At 56.7% G+C, this 22018-nt stretch carries 31 protein-coding genes and 1 pseudogene; 27 read left to right on the top strand and 5 right to left on the bottom strand.

Annotated elements, in window-relative coordinates; genetic code table 11:
• The first annotated feature begins 3 nt into the window (after positions 1-3).
• From J1N02_RS31170 to J1N02_RS31240, 15 genes are all read left to right on the top strand, one after another.
• The gene (locus tag J1N02_RS31170; RefSeq protein ID WP_421148268.1) at positions 4-648 is read left to right on the top strand and encodes a hypothetical protein; all 645 of its coding nucleotides are present in this window, start codon (positions 4-6) and stop codon (positions 646-648) included.
• 2 nt (positions 649-650) lie between these two features.
• Positions 651-1724 carry an ImmA/IrrE family metallo-endopeptidase gene (locus tag J1N02_RS31175; protein WP_421148269.1) on the top strand — a complete coding sequence of 358 codons (1074 nt, stop codon included), beginning with the start codon at positions 651-653 and terminating at the stop codon, positions 1722-1724.
• Positions 1725-1832: 108 nt separating this feature from the next.
• Entirely contained in the window at positions 1833-2156 is a 324-nt protein-coding gene (locus J1N02_RS31180; RefSeq protein WP_421148270.1) for a DUF2388 domain-containing protein, read from the top strand.
• Positions 2157-2237: 81 nt separating this feature from the next.
• Positions 2238-2711 (top strand): hypothetical protein, encoded by a 474-nt coding sequence (locus tag J1N02_RS31185; protein ID WP_421148271.1) that lies wholly within the window; start codon positions 2238-2240, stop codon positions 2709-2711.
• A 232-nt stretch (positions 2712-2943) separates the two neighbouring features.
• Positions 2944-3354: a VOC family protein gene (locus J1N02_RS31190; protein WP_421148272.1), complete on the top strand. Its 411-nt coding sequence runs from the start codon at positions 2944-2946 to the stop codon at positions 3352-3354.
• 171 nt (positions 3355-3525) lie between these two features.
• Complete coding sequence (locus J1N02_RS31195; protein ID WP_286800639.1) at positions 3526-3777, top strand: DUF1654 domain-containing protein; 252 nt, start codon at positions 3526-3528, stop codon at positions 3775-3777.
• Between the two features lie 798 nt (positions 3778-4575).
• Positions 4576-5013: a hypothetical protein gene (locus tag J1N02_RS31200; RefSeq protein WP_421148273.1), complete on the top strand. Its 438-nt coding sequence runs from the start codon at positions 4576-4578 to the stop codon at positions 5011-5013.
• Positions 5010-5201, top strand: coding sequence for a hypothetical protein (locus J1N02_RS31205; RefSeq protein ID WP_092489166.1), 192 nt, complete (start codon positions 5010-5012; stop codon positions 5199-5201). Before J1N02_RS31200 ends, J1N02_RS31205 begins: the two co-directional genes overlap by 4 nt.
• Positions 5198-5392, top strand: a complete 195-nt coding sequence (locus J1N02_RS31210; RefSeq protein ID WP_092489167.1) for a hypothetical protein — start codon at positions 5198-5200, stop codon at positions 5390-5392. Before J1N02_RS31205 ends, J1N02_RS31210 begins: the two co-directional genes overlap by 4 nt.
• A gap of 158 nt (positions 5393-5550) precedes the next feature.
• The gene (locus tag J1N02_RS31215) at positions 5551-6645 is read left to right on the top strand and encodes a hypothetical protein (RefSeq protein WP_421148274.1); all 1095 of its coding nucleotides are present in this window, start codon (positions 5551-5553) and stop codon (positions 6643-6645) included.
• Positions 6645-7388 (top strand): hypothetical protein, encoded by a 744-nt coding sequence (locus tag J1N02_RS31220; RefSeq protein WP_369005374.1) that lies wholly within the window; start codon positions 6645-6647, stop codon positions 7386-7388. Before J1N02_RS31215 ends, J1N02_RS31220 begins: the two co-directional genes overlap by 1 nt.
• Positions 7385-7948 carry a siphovirus Gp157 family protein gene (locus tag J1N02_RS31225; protein ID WP_421148275.1) on the top strand — a complete coding sequence of 188 codons (564 nt, stop codon included), beginning with the start codon at positions 7385-7387 and terminating at the stop codon, positions 7946-7948. The genes J1N02_RS31220 and J1N02_RS31225 overlap by 4 nt, the downstream gene beginning before the upstream one ends.
• 7 nt (positions 7949-7955) lie before the next feature.
• Positions 7956-8201, top strand: a complete 246-nt coding sequence (locus J1N02_RS31230; RefSeq protein WP_315413021.1) for a hypothetical protein — start codon at positions 7956-7958, stop codon at positions 8199-8201.
• A complete protein-coding gene (locus tag J1N02_RS31235; RefSeq protein ID WP_421148276.1) occupies positions 8198-8668 on the top strand; it encodes a hypothetical protein in 471 nt (156 codons plus the stop codon). Before J1N02_RS31230 ends, J1N02_RS31235 begins: the two co-directional genes overlap by 4 nt.
• Before the next feature lie 69 nt (positions 8669-8737).
• Entirely contained in the window at positions 8738-9052 is a 315-nt protein-coding gene (locus J1N02_RS31240) for a hypothetical protein (RefSeq protein WP_421148277.1), read from the top strand.
• A 24-nt stretch (positions 9053-9076) separates the two neighbouring features.
• On the opposite strand, the gene J1N02_RS31245 is transcribed toward J1N02_RS31240, so the two are convergent.
• The gene (locus tag J1N02_RS31245; protein ID WP_421148278.1) at positions 9077-9889 is read right to left on the bottom strand and encodes a hypothetical protein; all 813 of its coding nucleotides are present in this window, start codon (positions 9887-9889) and stop codon (positions 9077-9079) included.
• Between the two features lie 118 nt (positions 9890-10007).
• Between J1N02_RS31245 and yejK the strand changes: the two genes are divergently transcribed.
• Positions 10008-11009, top strand: a complete 1002-nt coding sequence (yejK, locus tag J1N02_RS31250; protein WP_421148279.1) for a nucleoid-associated protein YejK — start codon at positions 10008-10010, stop codon at positions 11007-11009.
• Positions 11010-11046: 37 nt separating this feature from the next.
• Here yejK and J1N02_RS31255 read toward each other — a convergent pair whose 3' ends face one another.
• Positions 11047-11298: a hypothetical protein gene (locus J1N02_RS31255; protein WP_421148280.1), complete on the bottom strand. Its 252-nt coding sequence runs from the start codon at positions 11296-11298 to the stop codon at positions 11047-11049.
• 77 nt (positions 11299-11375) lie between these two features.
• Positions 11376-11570, bottom strand: a complete 195-nt coding sequence (locus J1N02_RS31260; protein ID WP_421148281.1) for a hypothetical protein — start codon at positions 11568-11570, stop codon at positions 11376-11378.
• A gap of 76 nt (positions 11571-11646) precedes the next feature.
• Here J1N02_RS31260 and J1N02_RS31265 point away from each other — a divergent pair, with 76 nt between their 5' ends.
• The gene (locus J1N02_RS31265) at positions 11647-12597 is read left to right on the top strand and encodes a phosphoadenosine phosphosulfate reductase family protein (protein ID WP_421148282.1); all 951 of its coding nucleotides are present in this window, start codon (positions 11647-11649) and stop codon (positions 12595-12597) included.
• A gap of 75 nt (positions 12598-12672) precedes the next feature.
• Here the strand turns inward: J1N02_RS31265 and J1N02_RS31270 are convergent, their stop codons facing one another.
• Positions 12673-13194, bottom strand: a complete 522-nt coding sequence (locus J1N02_RS31270) for a hypothetical protein (RefSeq protein WP_421148283.1) — start codon at positions 13192-13194, stop codon at positions 12673-12675.
• 47 nt (positions 13195-13241) lie between these two features.
• On the opposite strand from J1N02_RS31270, the gene J1N02_RS31275 reads away from it, so the two are divergent.
• The 5 genes and pseudogenes from J1N02_RS31275 to J1N02_RS31295 all read left to right on the top strand — a co-directional run bounded on the left by J1N02_RS31275 (position 13242) and on the right by J1N02_RS31295 (position 16573).
• Complete coding sequence (locus J1N02_RS31275; RefSeq protein WP_421148284.1) at positions 13242-15287, top strand: DNA cytosine methyltransferase; 2046 nt, start codon at positions 13242-13244, stop codon at positions 15285-15287.
• A 231-nt stretch (positions 15288-15518) separates the two neighbouring features.
• Positions 15519-15950, top strand: a complete 432-nt coding sequence (locus J1N02_RS31280) for a hypothetical protein (RefSeq protein ID WP_421148285.1) — start codon at positions 15519-15521, stop codon at positions 15948-15950.
• Between the two features lie 23 nt (positions 15951-15973).
• A pseudogene (locus J1N02_RS31285) lies at positions 15974-16078 on the top strand (DUF4406 domain-containing protein); the annotation flags it as partial.
• Positions 16079-16172: 94 nt separating this feature from the next.
• Entirely contained in the window at positions 16173-16250 is a 78-nt protein-coding gene (locus J1N02_RS31290; protein ID WP_421148296.1) for a hypothetical protein, read from the top strand.
• Positions 16247-16573, top strand: coding sequence for a hypothetical protein (locus J1N02_RS31295; RefSeq protein ID WP_421148286.1), 327 nt, complete (start codon positions 16247-16249; stop codon positions 16571-16573). Before J1N02_RS31290 ends, J1N02_RS31295 begins: the two co-directional genes overlap by 4 nt.
• 181 nt (positions 16574-16754) lie before the next feature.
• Here the strand turns inward: J1N02_RS31295 and J1N02_RS31300 are convergent, their stop codons facing one another.
• Positions 16755-17525, bottom strand: a complete 771-nt coding sequence (locus J1N02_RS31300; protein ID WP_421148287.1) for a DUF4145 domain-containing protein — start codon at positions 17523-17525, stop codon at positions 16755-16757.
• A 57-nt stretch (positions 17526-17582) separates the two neighbouring features.
• Here J1N02_RS31300 and J1N02_RS31305 point away from each other — a divergent pair, with 57 nt between their 5' ends.
• From J1N02_RS31305 to J1N02_RS31325, 5 genes are all read left to right on the top strand, one after another.
• Positions 17583-17855 carry a hypothetical protein gene (locus J1N02_RS31305; RefSeq protein WP_421148288.1) on the top strand — a complete coding sequence of 91 codons (273 nt, stop codon included), beginning with the start codon at positions 17583-17585 and terminating at the stop codon, positions 17853-17855.
• A complete protein-coding gene (locus J1N02_RS31310) occupies positions 17852-18577 on the top strand; it encodes a hypothetical protein (RefSeq protein ID WP_421148289.1) in 726 nt (241 codons plus the stop codon). Before J1N02_RS31305 ends, J1N02_RS31310 begins: the two co-directional genes overlap by 4 nt.
• 51 nt (positions 18578-18628) lie before the next feature.
• The gene (locus tag J1N02_RS31315; RefSeq protein ID WP_421148290.1) at positions 18629-18901 is read left to right on the top strand and encodes a hypothetical protein; all 273 of its coding nucleotides are present in this window, start codon (positions 18629-18631) and stop codon (positions 18899-18901) included.
• Between the two features lie 222 nt (positions 18902-19123).
• Positions 19124-20317 carry a tyrosine-type recombinase/integrase gene (locus J1N02_RS31320; protein ID WP_421148291.1) on the top strand — a complete coding sequence of 398 codons (1194 nt, stop codon included), beginning with the start codon at positions 19124-19126 and terminating at the stop codon, positions 20315-20317.
• Between the two features lie 20 nt (positions 20318-20337).
• Complete coding sequence (locus J1N02_RS31325; protein ID WP_027607903.1) at positions 20338-21924, top strand: ABC-F family ATPase; 1587 nt, start codon at positions 20338-20340, stop codon at positions 21922-21924.
• Positions 21925-22018: the final 94 nt, after the last annotated feature.

Here is a 22018-nt window from a genome sequence, read left to right on the forward strand (position 1 = left end):
AATATGTCCAATCATGCTCTCGGTATTATCGACCAGCCATACGATATTAAGCGCAGCCTTGACGCCCTGGGTCTCACCTCTGACCAGATCATCAAAATTGGTATGGCAGCAGCGAGCGCTCGATCCGAATACCTAGAAGGGGTTGACCCAGTCAACTTCCCTGGTACTCAAGCTTATCAGGCCGGGATTCGGCACCTCCGCCTAGAGACACTTCCTAGCGGTTGGAGAACTGGCAACTTCAGAAATATCGAGATTGTAGTTAATGACGACCTTGGGATCATGCTGGGTTTTCAAAACGTAGATCACGCTTGCAAGGATATCGAGCCGCAAGCGATTTCACCTAAAGGAGAGGCTACACGTGATTTAGTAGCAGCCCCTCATGCGCAAAGTCTCTTCCCTAGGGCTGATGTTGTGGACAGTCGTCCGGGTGGTAGCTTTCCGGTGGTATGGTTCATTTGCGTATCGGCTAACGCAAAACGATTGGAGGTTGAGGTATCCAGGCCAAAACCATTCACAGAAGATCACTTCGTAGGTTTCTTTGACCGAATTTTTGTTGCTGATAAAGATATCGACCTGCTGGAATTCGCGACTGCTCCCGCGGCGGAAGACATTGTCGATGAGCCAGAAATTCTGATTTCGAAAAAATAAAGATGGCGAATCTCAATCTTTCACGGCTCGACTTCGCTAGAAAGCGCAGGCAGCTTACGCAAAAAAAACTCGCAGAGCTGTCTGGAGTTACTCAAGTCACACTCTCTAGGATAGCAAAAGGGGTTACCATTGAACCCTCAACAGAAACAGTAGCCGCAATAGCGAAGGCTTTAAAGTATCCAGTTGAGTTCTTTTATCTTGACGATGTAGATGAGCTACATAGCAAGCAGGTAAGTTTTCGTAGTCTAAAATCAATGACTGCCAAACAAACAGATGCGGCATTAGCCAGCGGTGCGCTTGGGTATCTATTCAACGACTGGGTTGCAAGTAAATTTAATCTTCCCACACAAGACCTACTCGATCTAAGAGATGAAGATCCAGTTTCAGCTGCAGCATCAATTAGGCGTCATTGGGGCCTTGGGTTCCGTCCTATACCAAACTTGATCAAGCTTCTCGAATCTAAAGGTGTTCGGATCTTCACTTTGTCGGAAGGTCGTGACGTTGACGCATTCTCATTTTGGAGAGATGGCACTCCATTTATTTTTTTGAATACCATAAAGTCGTCAGAACGCAGCCGGTTCGACGCCGCTCATGAGCTGGGCCATTTGCTAATGCATGCGCATGGTTATACTGAAGGCTCTGATGTTGAGCGAGATGCGGACGCATTTGCGTCGAACCTGTTGATACCCAGGGAAGATTTGATTGCAAATCTTCCCTCAGTAAGATCCATTTCACAAATTATCGCCAGCAAGAAAAGATGGGGAGTTTCTGTACCTGCTTTGGCTCGGAGCCTTAGGGATGTAAATATTTTATCTGATTGGCATTACAGAGAGATCTGCAAGCAGATTGCAATAGCTGGCTATAGAACAAAGGAACCCCAATCTATGGATAGGGAATTCTCTGTGCTTTGGCGAAAAGTGCTTGAAGAGCTTTGGAAGGATCGCTATACGAAGGAGTCGATTGCCGATCAACTTAACCTTCCTCTCGATGAGATGGACTCTCTTCTACAAGGGGTGCTAGGAGAGCAACCCGAGCCGAACCGTCCGATAACGCCTCCTCGTCTCAGGGTTGTCTGATAAAGCCCGGAATAGGTTAAGCCCGGCCCAGCGCCGGGCCTCTTGTTTCTGGCAAGCCCCTTGCTTTGCTATGGTGGCGCCCTCTGATCGCAATGGAAGCATCGAAGAATGGACACATGGAAGATTGTAGCTGCAACCCTTATGGTATCGATCAATGCTCATGCTTCAGAGGGGTCCGATGACTCCTACAATAACTCGATGCTGTCAGTGCTAATGGCTCCAACCTACACCGTTGCGGGAACTACCGGACTTACCATGCTGGCCTCAAATAACTTCAAGCCTGCAAAGGCTGACGCCCTTGCGTTCATCGGCTCAAAAGGCGAGATTCGCGGCGCACAATTTGAACAGGCAGTACGCTTCTATCACACGACCTACGCACCACCGCTGATGACTGACCATCAACTCGCCTTAGCAATCGCGACTACGTATTGATACAGACCTTTAACCTATCCTCAGCGTCGTGATTCTTGCCGCCGGCGTAACCGCCAAATTCATCATCCGGGTCAGCCACCAATGCCTTCCATCGTCTATGCCAATGAGTTCGACATCTGCGTATCAATGTCCGATTTAGTTTCATGGGTAGGGGACGAGCACTCACCCAATGCGGATTTAGAAGCCGCTTTGATCGCCTCTGGAATCGAGCTAGACATTGCAAAACTGTACGACCACTACTTCGAAGACACACCTATTGGTGCTGGTGACGTTCATGTCTATTCGTCTGCCGTAAGCGACAGCCTGCTGGTCATAGACCTGTACCGAGATCTGACCGACCAGCTTGATTTAATTACCGTCTCGCTGAGAATTGACAAGACCCAGCTCAATTTTTCGATACCACTCCTCAGACAATTTTTTGATACCGCTGATTGCCAGGTACTTTTTAGTCAATCTACCCACTCAAAGCGATTGCGCTCACTGATAGATGAGAGCAGGTACCCGTTACTGATCAACGAGAGCGGATACCGGCAACAGATAATTCTCCATAAATGAAGTGCGCTAATTACGGGCACTGCCTTCACACCCCTTTCACAATCGAGCGCTTATGGTGATTCCAGCTCCTAGTGAATATCCCTTTAAGCCCGCAGCTCCCCATCGCGGGCTTTTCTTTGCCTGCGATTTGGAGGGCCGACACTCGCCCTCCCCGACTTACCCGACGACGGCTATACACGCCCACCTTCAAAATGACACGATAACGTCTCGCCTTCGTAAGTAGGAATACAGGATGTTCAGTCACGTAACCGTTGGGACAAACGATCTTGATAAGGCATCTACCTTCTATGACGCGGTGCTGATCCCTCTGGGGCTCTGTCGCAGGCCTGTAACGCCTGATGGCGGACCACCTTCGGCATGCTGGATTAAGCCAGATAGCGTTCTCCCTCGTTTTTATGTGTACAGCCCCTATGACCGTAATGAAGCCGGAGCAGGGAATGGCAGCATGGTGGCTTTCACCGCACCATCTCCTAATGCGGTAGACAGCGCCTATGCAGCTGGGCTTCTTGCGGGCGGATCTGATGAAGGTGAACCTGACCAACGTCCCCACTATGGTGACGGTTACTACGGTGCGTACCTACGTGATCCAGATGGCAACAAGGTACATATCGCTCATCGTGGAGATTTGGACTTGGCGGGGTAGCCGCCGCTCACCGTATTCATTTAAAGCCCGCCCAGCGCGGGCTTTTTCATGCCTACCAGAATGCACTCACCATAAAACATGCATTTATGCATGAAACTTCCTATCGCCCTCTTGCCAAGATATGTCAGTGTCAATACTGTGCATACATACAGTATTCGCAAGGAGCGACGCATGATCCAAGCACCCTACCCCACACCGAAACCGAGAAATTCCTACGAGCTTGTAGGCCATCGCCTGCAACGCATAATTGCCTCCCCCAGAGTGCAGAGGATTCAGTTGGTCGAGGTTTCCAGGCGAGACGATGAAAGCCCTGAAGCCTGGCGCCAGGTCATCCAAGACATCGGCGACACCGCGGGCATAAGGGTCGAGCACCTGGAAGACGGCGCCGTCCGGATCGGCTGGCGTGAGTACTGCGATTCCTAAATGAGCTCGCCGATAGGCGGGCTCCCTGCCCCCTCCGTCCCAATCGCCCTATAAAAACCACACAGCGTGATTCAATCATTAAAAATACAAACACGTTGCGTGTTGACACAACAAACACACTCTGTGATTATCGCCTCAAGCCAGCAATGAACGATGCCGGCCAGCAGCTAAACCTGCACCGCTCTTTAGCGACACACCTTGCCGGATCACCACCGGCCCAGATTCAAAGGCAGCGATGAACCGGCCTAAACGGTTCAGAGGGTTGGCAACTGACCCGGGCGCGCAGCGTAAAGCGCCAAGAACAGTTATCCAGCGGGAGAACAAGCCGAAAGGCCCGCGGCTGGAAGAACATTTGATTCAAGCCGGTGACCGACGCCAGTAGCGGGTCACGGCCAGATCCAAAGATTTGAATTAGCGATCCCGATAGCCTCGGCTGGGACCGCCGGACCTCATGCACCCTGCCCCACTCAATCAGGGCACTCTGAGCTGTAGCGTGCATGTTGTAAGGACCTGTGATCCACGGCGAACAGATGCTGTTTGACGCTGTGAGTAGGAAGCTCGAAGCCCGCACCCATGACGAACCGCCGACCTGCAATCAGCAGCGGGATACGCGGCGCCGCCCTAGCGCAGAGGGAGCCACCGCTGACGCAACAAGCCCAAGCCGTCGCCAGTAGCGGGCCTGGGTTCCCTTACCCACCTCTATTACGTCAGCACTCCTCCCCCGCGCCCATCGGCAACCAGCGGGAGGCATGAGTGTTGACGAATACAGGTGAACAACCCGCCACCTTGGAGGCGACCATGAACGCAGCATTGAAGATTTGTCAGGAGCGTTACGACGCTCAGTTGCCTCCAGAGGTCAGCGAGAGCGATGAGGTGACTGACTGGCTTGAGCATTCGGCGGAGCGCCTGGTGTGCGGCGTCGACATCAAGTGGAAGCGCCGCTACGGCCAGCCGCAGGTTGTGACGTTCGACCGGTTCTGCACTGTCCTGCAAGGCCACCTGAATCAGCGCCAGATCGACGGCCTGGACCAGCGTGATTCGTTTGCCCGACTGCTGCTGTCGGCAATGCTCGGCAGCCAGAGCGATACTCGGGCCCACGCCGCCGACCTGCTTGGCCAGCAGCGCCCGATTGAGGCGGTCGAGAAGATCGCTGTGGCGCTGCTGAGACCCTACGCCGAAGACGCGGTAGCAGCGGAACGGGAAGAGCGCGAAGACGACGTGGATGCAGATCTATGAGCCCGCACATCCTGATCGATGAGGCGCTGGAGGCCCTGAAGCATCCCGCCAGCGAGCCCGGCGCCCAATCCGTCGTCGTGCGGATGATCACCAACATGCTCACCGGCGACGCGATCACCGTCGAAGAATTCAACCACTACTGCCAGCGCCTGCTGAAAATCACCAGGCACCGCAAGGAGGCTGCATGACCACCGCACCGGTTAAATCGCTGATCGACGAGCAGCTCGACGACATCGAGCGCCGCATCGCCATCCTGGGCTCCGGCCGGCCCTTCAACGAGCTCATCGGCCGCAAGCGTGAAGACCTGGTGCGGGATCTGCCTCAGCGCCTGGCGCCAACCATGAAGGGTGGGCGGATTGCGGTGAGGGTTCGGCCTTGACTCCCCACCAGCGCACCAGGCGCATGCTTATCTGGCGCGGCTCTTTCTCTGCCCTCTCCCTCTTCACCTTCCTGATGTTGCTCAGCGCCCTCGCTGATCGAATCACTCAATAACCAAACACCTCACAGCGCCCCGCAAGGATGGCGCGGGAGATAGTCATGCTCGCAGCAATTGCAGATCGCATCCGTTCCAAGTCCTACGAACTTCCCCTGTCCCGCGATTATGTCCGCCACTGGGGCCTGAAAGAAGCCATACGGGAGCTGGTACAGAACGCCCTGGACAGCGAGTCGCCGTTTGAATACGCCTTCGCCGAAGGCCAACTGTTCATCACCAGCCGCTTTGCAAGACTGGAGGCCAGCACGCTGGTGCTGGGCAGCACCTCCAAGGCTGACCGCTCCGACGCAATCGGCAGCTTCGGCGAGGGCTACAAAATCGCCCTGCTGGTGCTGACCCGGAATGGCTACGACGTGAAGGTGCTGAACGGCAACAGACAATGGGTACCAGAGTTCCGGCACAGCGACCAGTTCGACGCCGAAGTGTTATGCATCAACGAGACCCCGGCGCACCGGCAGAATCAGGGTGTTGAATTCGTCGTCTCCGGCCTCTCCGATGATGACGAAGCGGAAATCCGCAGCATGTGCCTGCGCATGCAGCCACCAATGAGCGACGTGATCGGCGCCAAGTACGGCCACATCCTGCCCTCCCGGCCCGGCAAGCTGTACGTCGGCACCCTCTTCGTATGCGACACCGATCTGACCTACGGCTACGACATCCTCCCCGAGCATCTGCAGCTTGAGCGAGACCGCCAAACGGTTAGCGGATGGGATTTGAAACAGGTGTCGAAAAACGCATGGATCGACACGGGCCGCCTGGATGAAGTGGCAGAGAAGATCGAGGCAGGGATTCCCGATGTTGAATATGTCGAGTACGGCAGCACCGAGCTTGTGAGAGAGGCCTGCTACAGGTTGTTCCAGCAGAAGCACCCCGGTGCAATTGCCGTTCAATCCCAGGAAGAACTGAACAACCTGGTCAAGCAGGGAATGACCAACACCGTAGTGGTGAGCCGGACCTTCCACTCTCAGGTTTCAAACTCGACTTCGTACAAGCAGCAGGTCTCCCACGTCGTTGCCATCCAGACGCCCAAAGCCGCCCTGGAAGAATGGTATCGCGACAACAAAAAATACATGAGCAGGCTGCCGGCGGCTTCCTTCAAGGAGCTGGCCAAGCGTGCTGACGGCTGGAGGAACAAGTGATGTCCGAGAACACCAGGATATGGAATCAGGTCGAAACTACCGACCCCGAGGTCACCAAAAAATTTACGGGCGCAGGCGGTTTCAAGGGGACCGCCATCAGGCCCACTTACCTGATGCATCGGGCCACAGAGCTGTTTGGCCCGTGCGGTGAAGGCTGGGGCTGGACAGTGCTTGAGGATCGCTTTGACGAAGGCGCGCCCCTCCAGGCGCCAACGAAAGAGTGGCCTGGAGCACCAATGATCTGCGCGAAGGTGCATACCGTAAAGGTAGAGCTTTGGTACACGGGCAAGGCCGGGCAGAAATGCACAATCCAGCAGTACGGCCACACACCATTCGTATACCTGCAGCAGGGGAAAATCCTTACTGACTGGGATACGGCGAAAAAGTCCCTCACCGATGGCATCGGTAAGTGCCTGCAAGCCTTGGGCTTCGCGGCTGACATTTACCTGGGCATGTTCGACGACCCCACCTACGTCGACACCATCACCGAAGAATTCAAGATTGAGAAGGCTGAAGACAAAGACGCCGAAATTCTGCGCCAAAAACAGGAGCGCATTGACTGGCTCGCCTCGGCTGTCGAGACCATCGGCAAGGCGGTAACCGCCTACGAGCTGAAAACACTGAACGTGAAATACATTCGTGAGGCAACACGCCGCAACGAGCCGGCTTTCATCGCGCGGATCACCCGGGCGTTCGAAGAGCGTAAAGCCACCCTGGAAAAATTGACTGAGGACGCAGCATGACTCAACTCTACGCACTGACCGGCAAGCTGGCTGAGCTCCAGGCCATGGCCGACACCGATGATGAGGGGCTGAAAGAGGCTCTTCAGCACGCCATGGACGAAGTGCAAGGTGACTTCAACGACAAGGCCGACAATATCGTTATGTTGCGCCGAAACATTGAAAGCGACGTGACGGCTATCGACAACGAAATCGAGCGCCTGGCTGAACTCAAGCGGATCAAGTCCAACAGCGTGTCGCAGATAAGCGACTACCTGCGCCGCAACATGGAAGCCGCCAACATCAAGTCGATCAAGCGTCCGCTCTTCACCATCACACTGGCCATGGACAGCGAACGGGTGATCGTGGACAACGAAGATGCAGTGCCGGACGAACTGACCACTGTGAAGTCGAGCATTGCTCCGGACAAAAAGGCCATTGCCGCCAAGCTCAAGGAGATCCGCGATCACAACGAAGCGGTGCGCAAGCGCATCGCAGCCGGTGAAGACGCTGAACACGAACTTCTACCCGAACCTACCTGGGCTCACTTGGAGCGCGGCGACAGTTCGATCCGAATCAAGTGAGGTCGCCATGTACGTCAGCAACCACCTCAGCCTGGTCGAGGAACAGCGACAGCACGTTGATTCAATCGCGGAACGTACAGCGCAGTTCCTGTCCACCGGCGGAACCGTAGCGCAGTTACCAAGCCCGCCACGCAAACCGCTACCACCGCCCCGCTCCACCAAGATCGACCCCGAGACCATCCTCAAGCGCCGCAAGCCGCCCATCACCCGGGCCGAGCGTGAAGCGCTGCGCAAACTCGCGGAGGCTTTATGAGCAAGCGCAAGCCGCATAACCTGCAGGCGCGCATCGCGCGATCGTGCCGCTCGCGTCTGGCATCCAACCACGTCGCCGTGGTCAACATTGACCCCAGCGGCCGCCAGGGGATGATCAACTACAAGTCGCTGAAGAACATCGCGCCGGGGAAGATCGGCCAGGCCGTCTGCGGTATCCCCCACCGCTGGACCATCTACCTGAGCGCGCTTTGCATCGACGCCCGCGGTGACCGCTACAGCAAGTCAGTGGAGGTGGCGCCCGATGGCGTTTACCTCTCCGACCACCTGGAAGACGTGATTGAGCATTGCTACAAGAAGCTGCGCGACGAGGCCAATCAAAGCCAGATGGTGGCGTCGGGATGGATCGCCATTCCCGAAGCGATGTCGCTGGACGAGGCGCACGCCGCGCGCATCTTCGAAGCCGTCGGCGCCTGGCACCAGGTGAAGGTCGATTCATGCGCCGCGTAGCCCGCACCCAGCAACGCAAACGACAAACCTGGCTAGCACTGCCGGCCAGCGGAATAGAAGAGGTAGGCCATGGCCAAGACTGTGCAGGAACGATCGGCCAAGGCTGCGCAGAAACGCCTGGCGGTCGCCGAGAAGGAATTGCGACACAAGGTGAGGCCGGGTATCGAGCAGGCTATGGACCGGATCTGCGCCAGAGGCAAAACGCCGATCATCAGCGAGGTTCTGCAGATCGCCATCATGAAAATGGACTTGATGAGCGACGAAGAACTTTCTGCCTTCCTGAGTTATCCGCGCCACGAAATCGTGATTAGCGAAAACGTGGCGCAGTATCTATATAGTAAAGGACAACGTCTATCAGCGCGAATTGACTTAGATGAACTCTAGTAATCGACGATTGAGACCCAAAACCTAAAGATCATTTTCAGTTATAACTTTATCATCAGCGGCAGCGCGATCGCGCCGACTTTTGATAAAATTCTCGATAATCCTCTTAGCGTCGCCTCCTCTAATGTTACTTGACACCAAGAACTCGAAGACGTCGCCTTTAGTAGCGCCGTCATTCAGCATGCTAACTGCTCTAGACGTCACATGTGATAGTTGAGAAAGCTCGTTTGGGCTGTATCGTCTTTCATCTGAAGTATTCTCTAGGGCACCGATCCTGCGATTCAGCAATCGTGTAGTCTCAAGTATCTCCATCATCACATCATTCTGAGGTCGCTTCTTAACCTCAACCGCAGGATTGAGAGATACCGCCTCAGCAAAATCATGTTCAAAGCTGGGCCAGTACACCTCGAATGCACGCTGAAGGACAATTTCATCTAAGCTTCTTTCAAGCATGCATGAATTCAAAGTCTTAACCAGCTCCCACATTCCTAATTTATCTGGTTTTGTGTGGTTAAACTGGGCTAATGGATCAGTTAGATCGCCCGGTTCCAGATCAACTAAAAATGTACATACTCTGTTCCCTGTGAGTCCCTTTGCTAGCGCTCCCGTCTCAAATAATATCCATGGCTTATCTTTGTTTTCCTGAGTAAGGCATACAATTCCAACGGATACATCCCTAAGCTTTTCGTTAATTTCGGAAAACCACAATGCTCCACGGTCTATATGTTTCGTGGAAATCCATGGATCCGAGGCTTGTAGTACGCACTTTATCCATACGCTCATAAGATCTGCGACTGCTCGACTTCGATTTCCGGACCAACTGATAAAAACCTTCACGCGCCTGCTCCTTCCGGCCTCATGCCAAGCCGTGTAATACCAAAATCGCAACCAAAACGCCATCACCTGCTCGCTGCATCCGGCCACCGGAGGGCGGCGCTTCCCCGAGGAAAATGAAATGCCTGTACGCCATAGCGTCATCCACAAGATCGACAAGAAGCCTGACGGTAGCCCTGCCGTTCTGTTCCTGGGCGCATCGGAGCAGGTCGAAAGCCAGGCCCGCGACGACCTGATGAGCCAGCTCAACGAAAGCTACAACGCCACCGCAGGCAAGGGCTGGGGTTTCTTCCATCAAGAGTCAGGTGCATTCCCATTCAGCGGTTGGCTGGGCAAGTATCTCGCCGGTGTCACTAACTTCATGGCGTTCAGCACCACAGCCGTCGAGCACCTGACCAGGCTCATGGAAGAGTCGAACCTCACCACGGGTGGGCACGCCCTCTTCTGCCACTATCAGCAAGGCATGACCGATTACCTGGTTATCGCCCTGGTGCAGGAAACCGAAGCGGTGACCATGACCGAAGAGCTGGCCCTGATGACCGTGAAGCGCCTGGACCTGGATCACATCCGACTGGCCGCGCGCATCAACATCAGCGAGTGGCAGACCAACCGCCAGTCGAAACAATACATCTCGTACCTGAAGGGCAAGCAGGGGCGTCGGCTGAACGACTACTTCCGCGACTTCATCGGTTGCCAGGAAGGGATCGACGGCCCAGGCGAAACCCGGACCTTGCTCAAGGCATTCAGCGACTTTGTTGAAAGCGAGGATCTCCCAGAAGAATCGGCGCGCGAGAAGACGCACACCCTGGTCAACTACTCGATGGCCCAGGCCAAGCTGGGCGAGCCGATCACCCTTGGCGAACTGTCGGAGTTGATCGACGAAGACTGCCCGAAGAGCTTCTATGACTTCATCAAGGCGAAGGACTACGGGCTTTCCGAGACGCTGCCGCCGGACAAGAAGACCCTCAACAAATTCCGGCGCTTCACCGGGCGGGCCGAGGGCATGTCGATCAGCTTCGAAGCGCACCTGCTGGGCGACAAGATCAAGTTTGACGAAGCCAGCGGCACGCTGACGCTGCGCGGGCTGCCCACTCAATTGACCGAGCAGCTCAAGCGCGCATAGAGCGAAGCCCCCCAAGGGCCTCTCAGGGAGAGGTTAATTAGTATCCCCGTTTGACCTCTCTTTGGAATCCGCCGCCCGGCCCGGATGGATAGAGACTGAAAGATGCGATGTTCGCATTCAGAAAATCTTTTATAGCCTCCACCTCTTCCATCGAAGAACCGGGTGTCACCTCAAAGACTGCGGGGTGATTTGGCATACCTTCAATCAAAGCATCTACCCACATCTGAATGTTTGGTGTTCCACCTTCCTGCTCACCGACAGTAAATGTGACGCCTGTTGAATTGATCATCTTCTGCTCCTTGATCCGGCTCCATGCCGGTCACCCGTAATACCCCATATCAACGAATCACGCCAGCCGCCAGCGCCCTATCGCCTTCCGTTCGTATCGGGAATAAAGCTACCCAAGAAAAAGACAGTTGCAGGCCCTATGAGCCAAGCGGTGGTCGTTCCTGGACTGAAAAATGGCACGGCAATAGCAATTGCAAACAGCCCTATGCCTGCCCATAACCGCTTACGCGGCGTGAACCACTCGCGGAACGCTTCAAGCTTTTTACCGGCCATTACCACCTCCTTGTTTGATAAGCAGCAAAGCATATCACCCACTTCAACGAATCACGCCAGCCGGCGAGGATCCCCTATGCCTACTCACAACATCGTCAGCATGAGCGGCGGTAAAGACAGCACCGCTACGCTGCTGGTCGCCCGCGAGCTGGAGGTGCCGAACCTCAGCGCTGTAGTGGCTGACACCGGGCATGAGCATCCAGAGACGTACGACTACCTCCACTACCTGGCCGAAGCCACTGGCGTTCCCATCCGCTTGGTGAAGGCTGACTTTTCCAGGCAGATCGCCGGCAAGCGCAAATTCATCGAAACGAAATGGCGCGAAAAGGGTGTTGCGGAATCCGTGGTGCTGGGCGCTCTGGAAGTCCTGCACCCAACTGGAAACCCGTTCCTGGATCTGTGCCTCTGGAAAGGCCGATTCCCCAGCACCAAGGCGCGCTTCTGCACCGATGAACTCAAGCGCAATCCAATCATCGAGCAGGTATACCTGCCGCTCATGGACGGCGAGAACATGCTGCTGTCCTGGCAAGGCGTTCGGGCTGATGAGTCGCCGGCCCGCAAGTACCTACCAGAGTGCGATGAGGTTGGAGGCGGCCTGTTCAACTACCGACCAATTTTGAAATGGACGGTTGATTCGGTATTCGAGGCTCACCGGGCCGCCGGCATCAAGCCGAACCCGCTGTACTTGCAAGGCTGCAATCGCGTTGGCTGCATGCCCTGCATTATGTGCGCGAAAGACGAGCTCCGGCAGATCGCGGCCAGATGGCCAGAGGAAGTAGACCGGGTGCGCGAATGGGAGCGGCTGGTGAGCATCGCCAGCAAGCGCGGGGCCGCCACGTTCTTCGCCACCGTCACAGACCCCACCGTCAGATCGGATGACAAGGTGAGCGCCGTAACGCACGGCATTGACCGAATCGTCGACTGGAGCAACACCGCGCGCGGCGGCCGCCAGTTCGACATGGTCGACCTCATCGCACGCACCGACAGCCAGAACAGCTGCTATTCAGCCTACGGGCTTTGCGAATAACTCGAAGGCAAACTCATTGGAGCTGAGATTACGTAGGTGCACAAAAACAGAGTAAAGCTTGAGCGAACCAACAAATCAGTATTTTTTGATCAGGGCCTCCACTGCTTCCTGCGCAATCTGAACGTCCATAAGACAACTCTTGCAACGCTCATAGTGGTGACCGTTTTCGAGCAAAATGCTGATATCTCCAGGTGATGAGGTGCAGAGGAAATCGTCGATCTCAACGGCACACTCTTGAGCAAGCCTGAGATCCGCAAGCATGTGATGCTCAACGCCCACAAGTGAGCCGGCAGAAATATCATTTAGCGCCTTACCAACGATTTTAATTCTTCTGCTGTTTGCACTTACGCTCCACTGACGGTGTGAATTCTCCTTCACCAAAGCCTCAGACAAGCCTTTGATCAACTGCTCAAGAGTAAAAGCAGCATAGCCAAGCGTTCTCAGCATGTTTTTCCGTTCACGACCTTCCCGTCTACGTTCATGCGCAACTGGAAAGTACCCCGCGGCCGCGATAGCAATTACTGAAAAAATCGCCTGAATCCATGACGCCAGACCTGGATGACTTTCGATCCAGCAAGAAACGACTTCCCAACTCATAACCCACTCCCCTGTAGATCCCGGAACTATACCGGCGAGGATCCCCTATGTCCGCACAACAGAAGAAACACCCCTTCGATTTCAAAACCCAATACGGACTCGGCTTCAACCCTCAGGACGATGAGATCGTTGTCGACTTCTTCTGTGGCGGCGGCGGCGCTGGCACCGGGCTGGAAATGGGCCTGGGCCGCACGGTGAACGTGGCGAAGAACCACAGCCCTCAGGCGATCAGCATGCACACCGTGAATCATCCGGGCGCCCGGCACTTCACCACCGACGTGTTCGAGGGTGATCCGGACACCGAGTGCGGCGGCAAGGCCGTGGGCTGGTTCCACATGTCCCCGGACTGCACCCACCACAGTCAGGCGGCCGGCGGCCAACCGCGCAAGCGTGAGATCCGCAACCTGTCGTGGATCGGGCTCAAGTGGGCAGGCATGAAGCGTCCCCGGGTGATCAGCCTCGAGAACGTGAAGCAGATTCTGCAGTGGGGCCGACTGATCGCCAAGCGCGACGAGGCAACCGGCCGCGTGGTGAAACTCCGCGGCGAAGTTGCTGCACCTGGTGAGGTTGTGCCGGTGGGCCAGCAGTTCCTGATTCCTGACCCAAAGCAGCGCGGCCGGACATGGCGCCGCTTCGTGGCCCTGTTGGAAGGAATGGGGTACGTCGTTGAATGGAAAGTGATCCGGGCTTGCGACTTCGGCGCGCCGACCAGTCGGGAACGCCTGTTCATGATCGCACGGTGCGACGGGCAGCCAATCGTGTGGCCCGAGCCAACCCACGCCAAGAACCCCACCAAGGGCCAGCAGAAGTGGAAGACCGCCGCCGACTGCATCGACTTCACTGATCTGGGTAAAAGCATATTCGGCCGCAAGAAAGACCTGGCCCCGGCCACCCTGCGCCGCGTTGCCAAGGGCATGAAGAAGTTCGTCATCGACAGCGCGTCACCGTTCATTGTGCCGATTGCCAACTGGTCCGGCGAGGCAGTGCAGTCAGCCGATGAACCGCTGCGCACAATCACCTCCTACCCAAAGGGCGGTGCCTTCTCGGTGGTCAGCCCAATCATCGCACCGGCAACGCACCAGGGCAGCGACAGAATAAATGACCCGCTCGACCCGCTGCCGACAGTGACCTGCGCGAATCGCGGCGAGCTGACGCTGATCAGCCCGTTGATGGTTGGGGCCGGTGGCCCGGAGTACTCAGGAAAGCCGGTGGGCATGGACCAGCCGGTGGGCACGCTGATGACCCAGAACCACCGCGCGATCGCTGCGGCACACCTGGTGAAGTTCCGCTTCAATGACGCGGGCAAGGCGCTGGATGAGCCATTGCCAACCATCACCAGCGGCGGCAAATATCAGCGCCCGGCCGGGGCCACACATGCCATGGGCATCTCCACGGTGTTCATGGCCCAGATGAACGGCGGCTTCAACACCACCGCCGCCAAGAGCATCGAAGACCCGATGACCACCGTAACGAACACCGGTAGCCAGCAGCAGCTGGTGGCGGCGAACCTGGTGCACCTGCGCGGCAACTGCGATGCACGGGACGTTAACGACCCGCTGCACACCGTCAGCGCCGGCGGCCAGCACCACGGGTTGGTCAGCGCATTCATGGAGCGGGCATTTGGCGGTAGTGTTGGTCAGGGCCTGGACGATCCGGCACCGACCATCACCGCCGGTGGCGGCGGCAAGAGTTCCTTGGTGTCGCTCACCCTGTCACCGGAACACGAAGCCGGTGCCCTGCGGGTCGCGGCGTTCCTGATCAGCTACTACGGCACCGAGAACATCAGCGCTTGCGATGCGCCCGCGCCGACAATCACCACCAAGGATCGCCTGGCCATGGTCACAGTGATGGTGAAGGGCACGCCCTATGTGATCGTCGACATCTGCCTGCGGATGCTGAAACCGGCCGAGCTGTATAAGGCCCAGGGCTTCCCCGCCGACTACATCATCAGCCACGGCGCCGATGGCAAGCCATTCACCAAGACCCAGCAAGTGCACATGTGCGGCAATAGCGTCAGCCCGCCGCCAATGGCTGCGCTGGCACGTGCCAACGATCCATGGCGCACGGAACAACGCCAAGCCCGAGCGGCATAACTCACCCCAGCGGAATGGCCGAGACCCACTCGGCCAACCAGTTGAGGCCGCGAAAAATGAGTTCGATCAGGACTTGGTACATCAGGTCAGCGACCAGCTGTTTCATGTGGAACCCCAGTTTTTGGCAAGTAGGGGCCCATCGTGCGGCATGCGTTCAAGACCGTAGTGTGATCTCGCTTTTTTCTGAATTCACCACTCCACCGCCCGGGCATGGCCCGGCAAGGACTCCCCATGCCTACAGAAAACAAACTCGCCCTGAAGCAGAAACGCACCGAACAGGTGAACCAGGTGATCCGAATCATCGGTGCTCACGGCCGCCGGTTCTTCTTCAACCAGGTCGCCGATCGTTACGCCAGCATGGAAGTGGATCACCGCGGCAAAGTCTGGTTCATCGATGACTACAGCGCCCGGCGGATCTTCACGCACAAAACAAACTGGGGTGGCCGGTGGCGCGGGTTCAGCCATGGGGGCACGCTACGCTCGCTCGTTGAGGCGTTCCGGGATTACATCCGCACCGGGGAGCCAATGCACCCTGGTTACCTTGGGCCTGAGCAGTTCGGCGACAGCAACATCTGGGGTTACGACGCCGAAGGCATGAAGTCAGTGCGCGAGCAGGCCGACGCCCTTCCGGTGTTTCGCCAGCCAGTCGCGGAGGTCGCATGAAACGCATCTACCTCAGCGGCCCCATGACCGGCCTGCCTGACCTCAACTTCCCGGCGTTTGCCGCGATGACCGACACCCTGCGCGCCGGCGGCCACACCGTAACCAACCCCGCCGAGCTCAACCCGGACGGCGGCTCCTGGAATGACTGCATGCGCCGCGACATTGTCGCCCTGATGGAATGCTCCCACCCTGCCCGGCTGGGAGCATTCAAAGGGTGCACGCCTGGAAGTCCTGATCGCCGAACGCCTCGGCATGACGGTTGTGAATGCCCATGATCTGGTAACGAGGGAGGCTGTATGACCACCAACCAAACGATTCCCGGCGGCCCGGGCGAGCAAATGGCATGCATGCCGGTTGAACGCAGCTACGACGTCCGGGCGAAGATGATCATAGCCTTCAACGAGGCCAAGAAGGCAGGCGGTGATTTGGATGACGCGCTCGACGCCGCATACAAGTCAGCCCTCCGCTATTCGCCTAACCCACTGAGCGCCGAGCAACTCGCGCCGGCATCGGTTGCTATGCCTGTCGATCCTGAGCGCGAGCGCCTGATGGAAATCGTTCAGCAATACCCAAACGTCGATCCGCTCAAATACGACGCCGCAGTTCGAACACTCCGCAAGTAACCCCTCCCCCTTCAAAGTCAGCCGCTATAGCGGCAAGGACGAAGTCATGCCTTTTTTTGCCATCGCCTACATGGCCTGGCTCATCTACAAAGGGGCGCGGTGATGATGGTGGATACCAAAAGCTAAGCGATCATCAACCAAAATACGAAGGCGCCAGAAACGTGGCTTCCGAAGCACTTTTTTAGCTCTCTTTTAGAATCATTCTATGTAGCCTACCCAATGGACCTTTTCGATCATTAATAGCGTCCGCGAGCTTTTTAAGGGCCGCTCTGCGCTTGCCGAAAACCTCCTCAAGCAGATATTCCATCATCTCTAACGCATGCAGCGCATCGTCAGGCTCAATCTCGTTTCCAGGGTGACTGCCATGATTTCCTAACCAGCGCAAAGCGCTAAATAGCTCTTTCACAGATTTTTGTTCTTCTGAGAGTTGCTGGATTCTTTTTCCAAAGGAAACATATGAATCTCCATCTTTCTCAGGAATACCCAAGTGATTCAAGACTTGTTCAGCCGCAATTCTGATGTTATTGCAGCATGAGGCCGGACTTGCGAAATACAAACTTGAAGCAACTGCCAAAGGAGAAACTACCTCCGCAGGTGCATTTGCGGGATAATCAATTAGTTGAAGTGCTGGATGAAAAAAGGTAGGGGTGTAGTATTCGACGTAGTCGCGATGCCACTCGCCATCGTCATCGACTCCAACCTCTTCTTCTACGACCCCATTGCCTACAACAAACACAAGCTCACGACATGTTGTGCACTTTAAAGTGATATTGAACACCAGCCGAATCATCTCTGGCTCCCACCAGTCTTCATTGTGTTCGGTACTTGAGACTTCTGTTTCTTCAGAGTTGAACTTCCCTTCAAGGCGAAGTAACCCTGCATAGCAGCGCGGACATTTGTAATCAAATACTTTTTCTTGAGTGAAAGCGCCCTTCAGAATTTCCTTGTTCATCCTTTTCTCCATGCAGTACTGACGATCAAGATCCAATCTTAATCTCGAGACATACTTATGCCCATAGAAAACCGTAAGCTCGGAATAAATACTTACCGACACGCCTTCGCAGCCGTCTGCCCGTCGGACGGCGAATTGATCATCTATCAGCTGGAAATCCGGTCGCCAGCGATGATCCGCGTCGAGCATATCAAGGCCGCAACAGCGATCATCAAAAAAGGCTGGCATGAACAGATTGCCGACCGCCTGGCCGAGGATATCGGCGGCGATCAAACGATCATCGCCACGCACCAGGGCGTCGAAATCGAAACAGTGAGGCTCAGCGGATGATCCATTACCACGGCACGCCTGTCGGCGGTAAGCGCGAGGACGCCGCTAAGTTCCTGGCCGGCCGGCACGCGCTGGTGCCGTTCCCACGCAAGGACGACATGGGCATCGTGGCGGATGTCTGCCAGTCGTTCGTATTCGACAACGGCGCGTTTTCGGTTTGGAAGAAAGGCGGCAAGCTGGATGTTGATGGCTACACCGCCTGGGTTGAGCAATGGCACCGGCACCCAGGCTTCGACTGGGCACTCATCCCGGATGTAATTAACGGCGACGAGGCGGCCAACGATGCGCTTCTGGAAGCCTGGCCCAGAGAGTTACGCGGTGTGCCGGTCTGGCACCTGCACGAGTCGTTGGAGAGGCTGCAGCGCCTCGCCGTCGGTTGGCCGACGGTGGCCATCGGCAGTTCGGGTCAATGGGAACACCCGGGGACAGCGGCCTGGTGGAAGCGGATGGGGTCAGCTATGGATGCAATCTGCGACGACCAAGGCCGACCAGCATGTCGCCTCCACGGCCTCAGGATGCTCGACCCCGCGATATTCCAAAATCTGCCGTTCGCATCAGCCGACAGCACGAACGCCGCGGTGAACGGTGGAAGCATCAGCCGGTTCGGCATGTACGCCCCACCAACTGCCGGCCAGCGCGCCAACGTCATCGCCGACCGCATTGAGTCGCACAACAGTTCCCCGATCTGGCAGAGAGAAACCCAGGCCGAAATGGCGCTGTAACCCCAATCCCCCTACATGCCTGCCGGTGAGCGGCGGGCGAGGTATTCGTGCATGACTGAAAACAAATTCCCCTACGAGGCATGGGTGCTAACCGCCGGGTTTGCGCCGAAAAAGGTCGAGATCGTGGGTATCTACAGCTCGGACGGCTGGATGCGTGCCCAAAGCCGGAAGACCTACCACCAGGTGGATCTGTTTACCTCCAAGGAGAAAGCCATTGAGGCCGGATGGCGCCGACTGGATGAGCAGTGGAGCGCCCTCCAGAAGCGCGCCGACGCCATCGTAAAGAAAAAGGCGATGCTAACCAAGCACACCGCCAAACCCTAACCCACCTTCTGCCGCCCAGCGCGGCGCGGAGAGAACAATGTCAGCAGCCGAACAGCTCAACGACGGCATCACGGGCGACAAGGTCCCCGAGGCGAAAATGGCCGAAATCCTCGGCACCACCCTCGCCGCCTTACGCTCCAAGCGAGCCCGAAACCAAATCCCACTCGGCGTGTGGAACAAGCAAGGCAGCCGGGTCATGTACAGCATCAGGAGATACTACGAATGGCTCGAAAGCCAATGGGTCTGCCCGCAGGAATGGACCTCCACCACGGATCGATCCGCATCCGCTTTATGTGGAACGGCAGCCGGCGGAGTGAAACGCTCCCCTATCCCCCGACACAGAAAGGAATCAAGTCTGCCTCACAGGTTGTTGATCAGGTAAAGGGGCTGATCAAGCTGGGGCTGCTTGACGACGACAAGTACGCCGAGCTTTTCCCCAGTTCCAGCAACCTCGCCGGCGGCAAGATCAACTTCGGCGAGTACGCGCAGCTCTGGCTGGATAGCCGTGAGGTGGTGGCCGGTACGAAGGGGAACTACAAGGGAGCGCTGAACAGGTACTGGATGCCCGGCCTTGCCCTGGTGCGGATCGACCTGATCACCACCACGCTGCTCCGCCGGGTTATGGCCGCCAATGAGTGGAAGTCGCCGGGCGTTAAGCGCAACGCCATCTCGAAGCTGTCCACCATCCTGAACTCAGCCGTATCCGAAGAGCTGATCCCGAAGAACCCAGCGGCAATTCTCGAACTGCCCAAGCGCAGCAAAAAGGAGATCGACCCCTTCACGCTGGAAGAAGCAGACCAGATCATCGCGAAGATGTACGAGCACGATCACTGGCCCAGTACGATTTATGCGGCATTTTTTGAGTTTGTGTTTTTTACAGGGATGCGTCTATCTGAAGCCCTGGCGATGCGCTGGGATGCGGTAGACGAAGAGAAGAGGACGGCCCACGTATGTCGCGGGATCGCCTTGGGGGAAGTGGTTGAGCGCACGAAAACGGGCAGTGACCGCTTCGTTTTGTTAAATGACCGCGCCCTGCATGCCCTGAAATTTGCCAGGGAGTACGCGGAGCGTCGGAAAAATGGTAAAGGGAAAGTGCTGAAAACGCCCTTCATTTTCCCGCCATCAAAGAACTCGGAGTACGTGAAGCAGACGTCGGACCTGCATAAGCAATGGGTTCCGACGCTGAAAGCTCTGAATATCCGTCGTCGGCCGCCATACAACTGTCGTCACACCTATGCGACAATATGCATTATGTCTGGCATGAACCCCGCCTTCATTTCCCAGCAGCTCGGCCATAGTGTGCAGATGCTGCTCTCGACTTATGCGCGTTGGATCAACTCAAGCTCGGACTGGAGCGAAATGGAAAAGCTCCAGATTGGTCCCAAATTGGTCCCAGCTCAAATAAGCGCACCCTAAGCTATTGATAGGTAAAGTAATTGATCTCCACAGCTAACATCACCATGCAGTTCGGCGCCAAGCCGCTCTTTGAGAACGTCTCGGTCAAGTTCGGCGCCGGCAACCGGTATGGTCTGATCGGTGCCAACGGTTGCGGCAAGTCGACCTTCATGAAAATCCTCGGCGGCGACCTCGATCCGTCCGGCGGCCAGGTCATGCTGGAGCCGAATGTGCGCCTGGGCAAGCTGCGCCAGGACCAGTTCGCCTACGAAGAATTCACCGTGCTCGACACCGTGATCATGGGCCACGAGGAGCTGTGGAAGGTCAAGGCCGAGCGCGACCGTATCTACTCGCTTCCGGAAATGAGCGAAGACGACGGCATGGCCGTGGCCGAGCTGGAAACCGAATTCGCCGAGATGGACGGCTACACCGCCGAATCCCGTGCCGGTGAACTGCTGCTGGGCCTGGGTATTCCCCTGGAACAGCATTTCGGCCCGATGAGCGAAGTCTCCCCCGGCTGGAAACTGCGTGTGTTGCTGGCCCAGGCGCTGTTCTCGGACCCGGAAGTGCTGTTGCTCGACGAACCGACCAACCACCTGGACATCAACACCATCCGCTGGCTGGAAAACATCCTGACCCAGCGCTCCAGCCTGATGATCATCATCTCTCACGACCGTCACTTCCTGAACAGCGTGTGCACCCACATGGCTGACCTGGACTACGGCGAGCTGCGCCTGTTCCCGGGCAACTACGACGAGTACATGACCGTGGCGACCCAGTCCCGCGAGCAACTGCTGTCGGACAACGCCAAGAAGAAAGCGCAGATCTCCGAGCTGCAGTCCTTCGTCAGCCGCTTCTCGGCCAACGCCTCGAAAGCCAAGCAGGCCACTTCCCGCGCCAAGGCGATCGACAAGATCCAACTGGCCGAGGTCAAGCCTTCGAGCCGTGTGAGCCCGTTCATCCGTTTCGAACAGAACAAGAAGCTGCATCGCCAGGCGGTCATCGTCGAGCGCATGGCCAAAGGTTTCGACGGCAAGCCGCTGTTCAAGGACTTCAGCTTCCAGATCGAAGCCGGCGAGCGCGTGGCGATCATCGGCCCGAACGGTATCGGCAAGACCACCCTGCTGCGCACCCTGGTCAACGAACTGACCCCGGATGCCGGCAGCATCAAGTGGACCGACGCCGCGGAACTGGGCTACTACGCCCAGGACCACGCCCACGACTTCGAAGACGACGTCACACTGTTCGACTGGATGGGCCAGTGGACCCAAGGCGAGCAAATGATCCGTGGCACCCTGGGTCGTATGCTGTTCTCCAACGATGAAATCCAGAAGTCCGTCAAGGTGATCTCCGGTGGTGAGCAAGGCCGCATGCTGTTCGGCAAGCTGATCCTGCAAAAGCCGAACGTGCTGATCATGGACGAACCGACCAACCACTTGGACATGGAATCCATCGAGGCGCTGAACCTGGCGCTGGAGAACTACCCGGGCACGCTGATTTTCGTCAGCCATGACCGTGAGTTCGTATCGTCCCTGGCCACCCGCATCATCGAGTTGAGCGCCAACGGCGTGATCGACTTCAGCGGCACCTACGACGATTACCTGCGCAGCCAGGGCGTGGTGTTCTAACAGTAGCGACGTGAAACCCTGGGGAACAGGCTCGTTGTGGTGAACGGGCTTTTGTGGTGAACGGGCTTTTGTGGTGAGCAGGCTTTTGTGGTGA

Origin of the sequence: Pseudomonas sp. NFX5 (assembly GCF_049132125.1) — a bacterium.
Classification (GTDB): domain Bacteria; phylum Pseudomonadota; class Gammaproteobacteria; order Pseudomonadales; family Pseudomonadaceae; genus Aquipseudomonas; species Aquipseudomonas marginalis.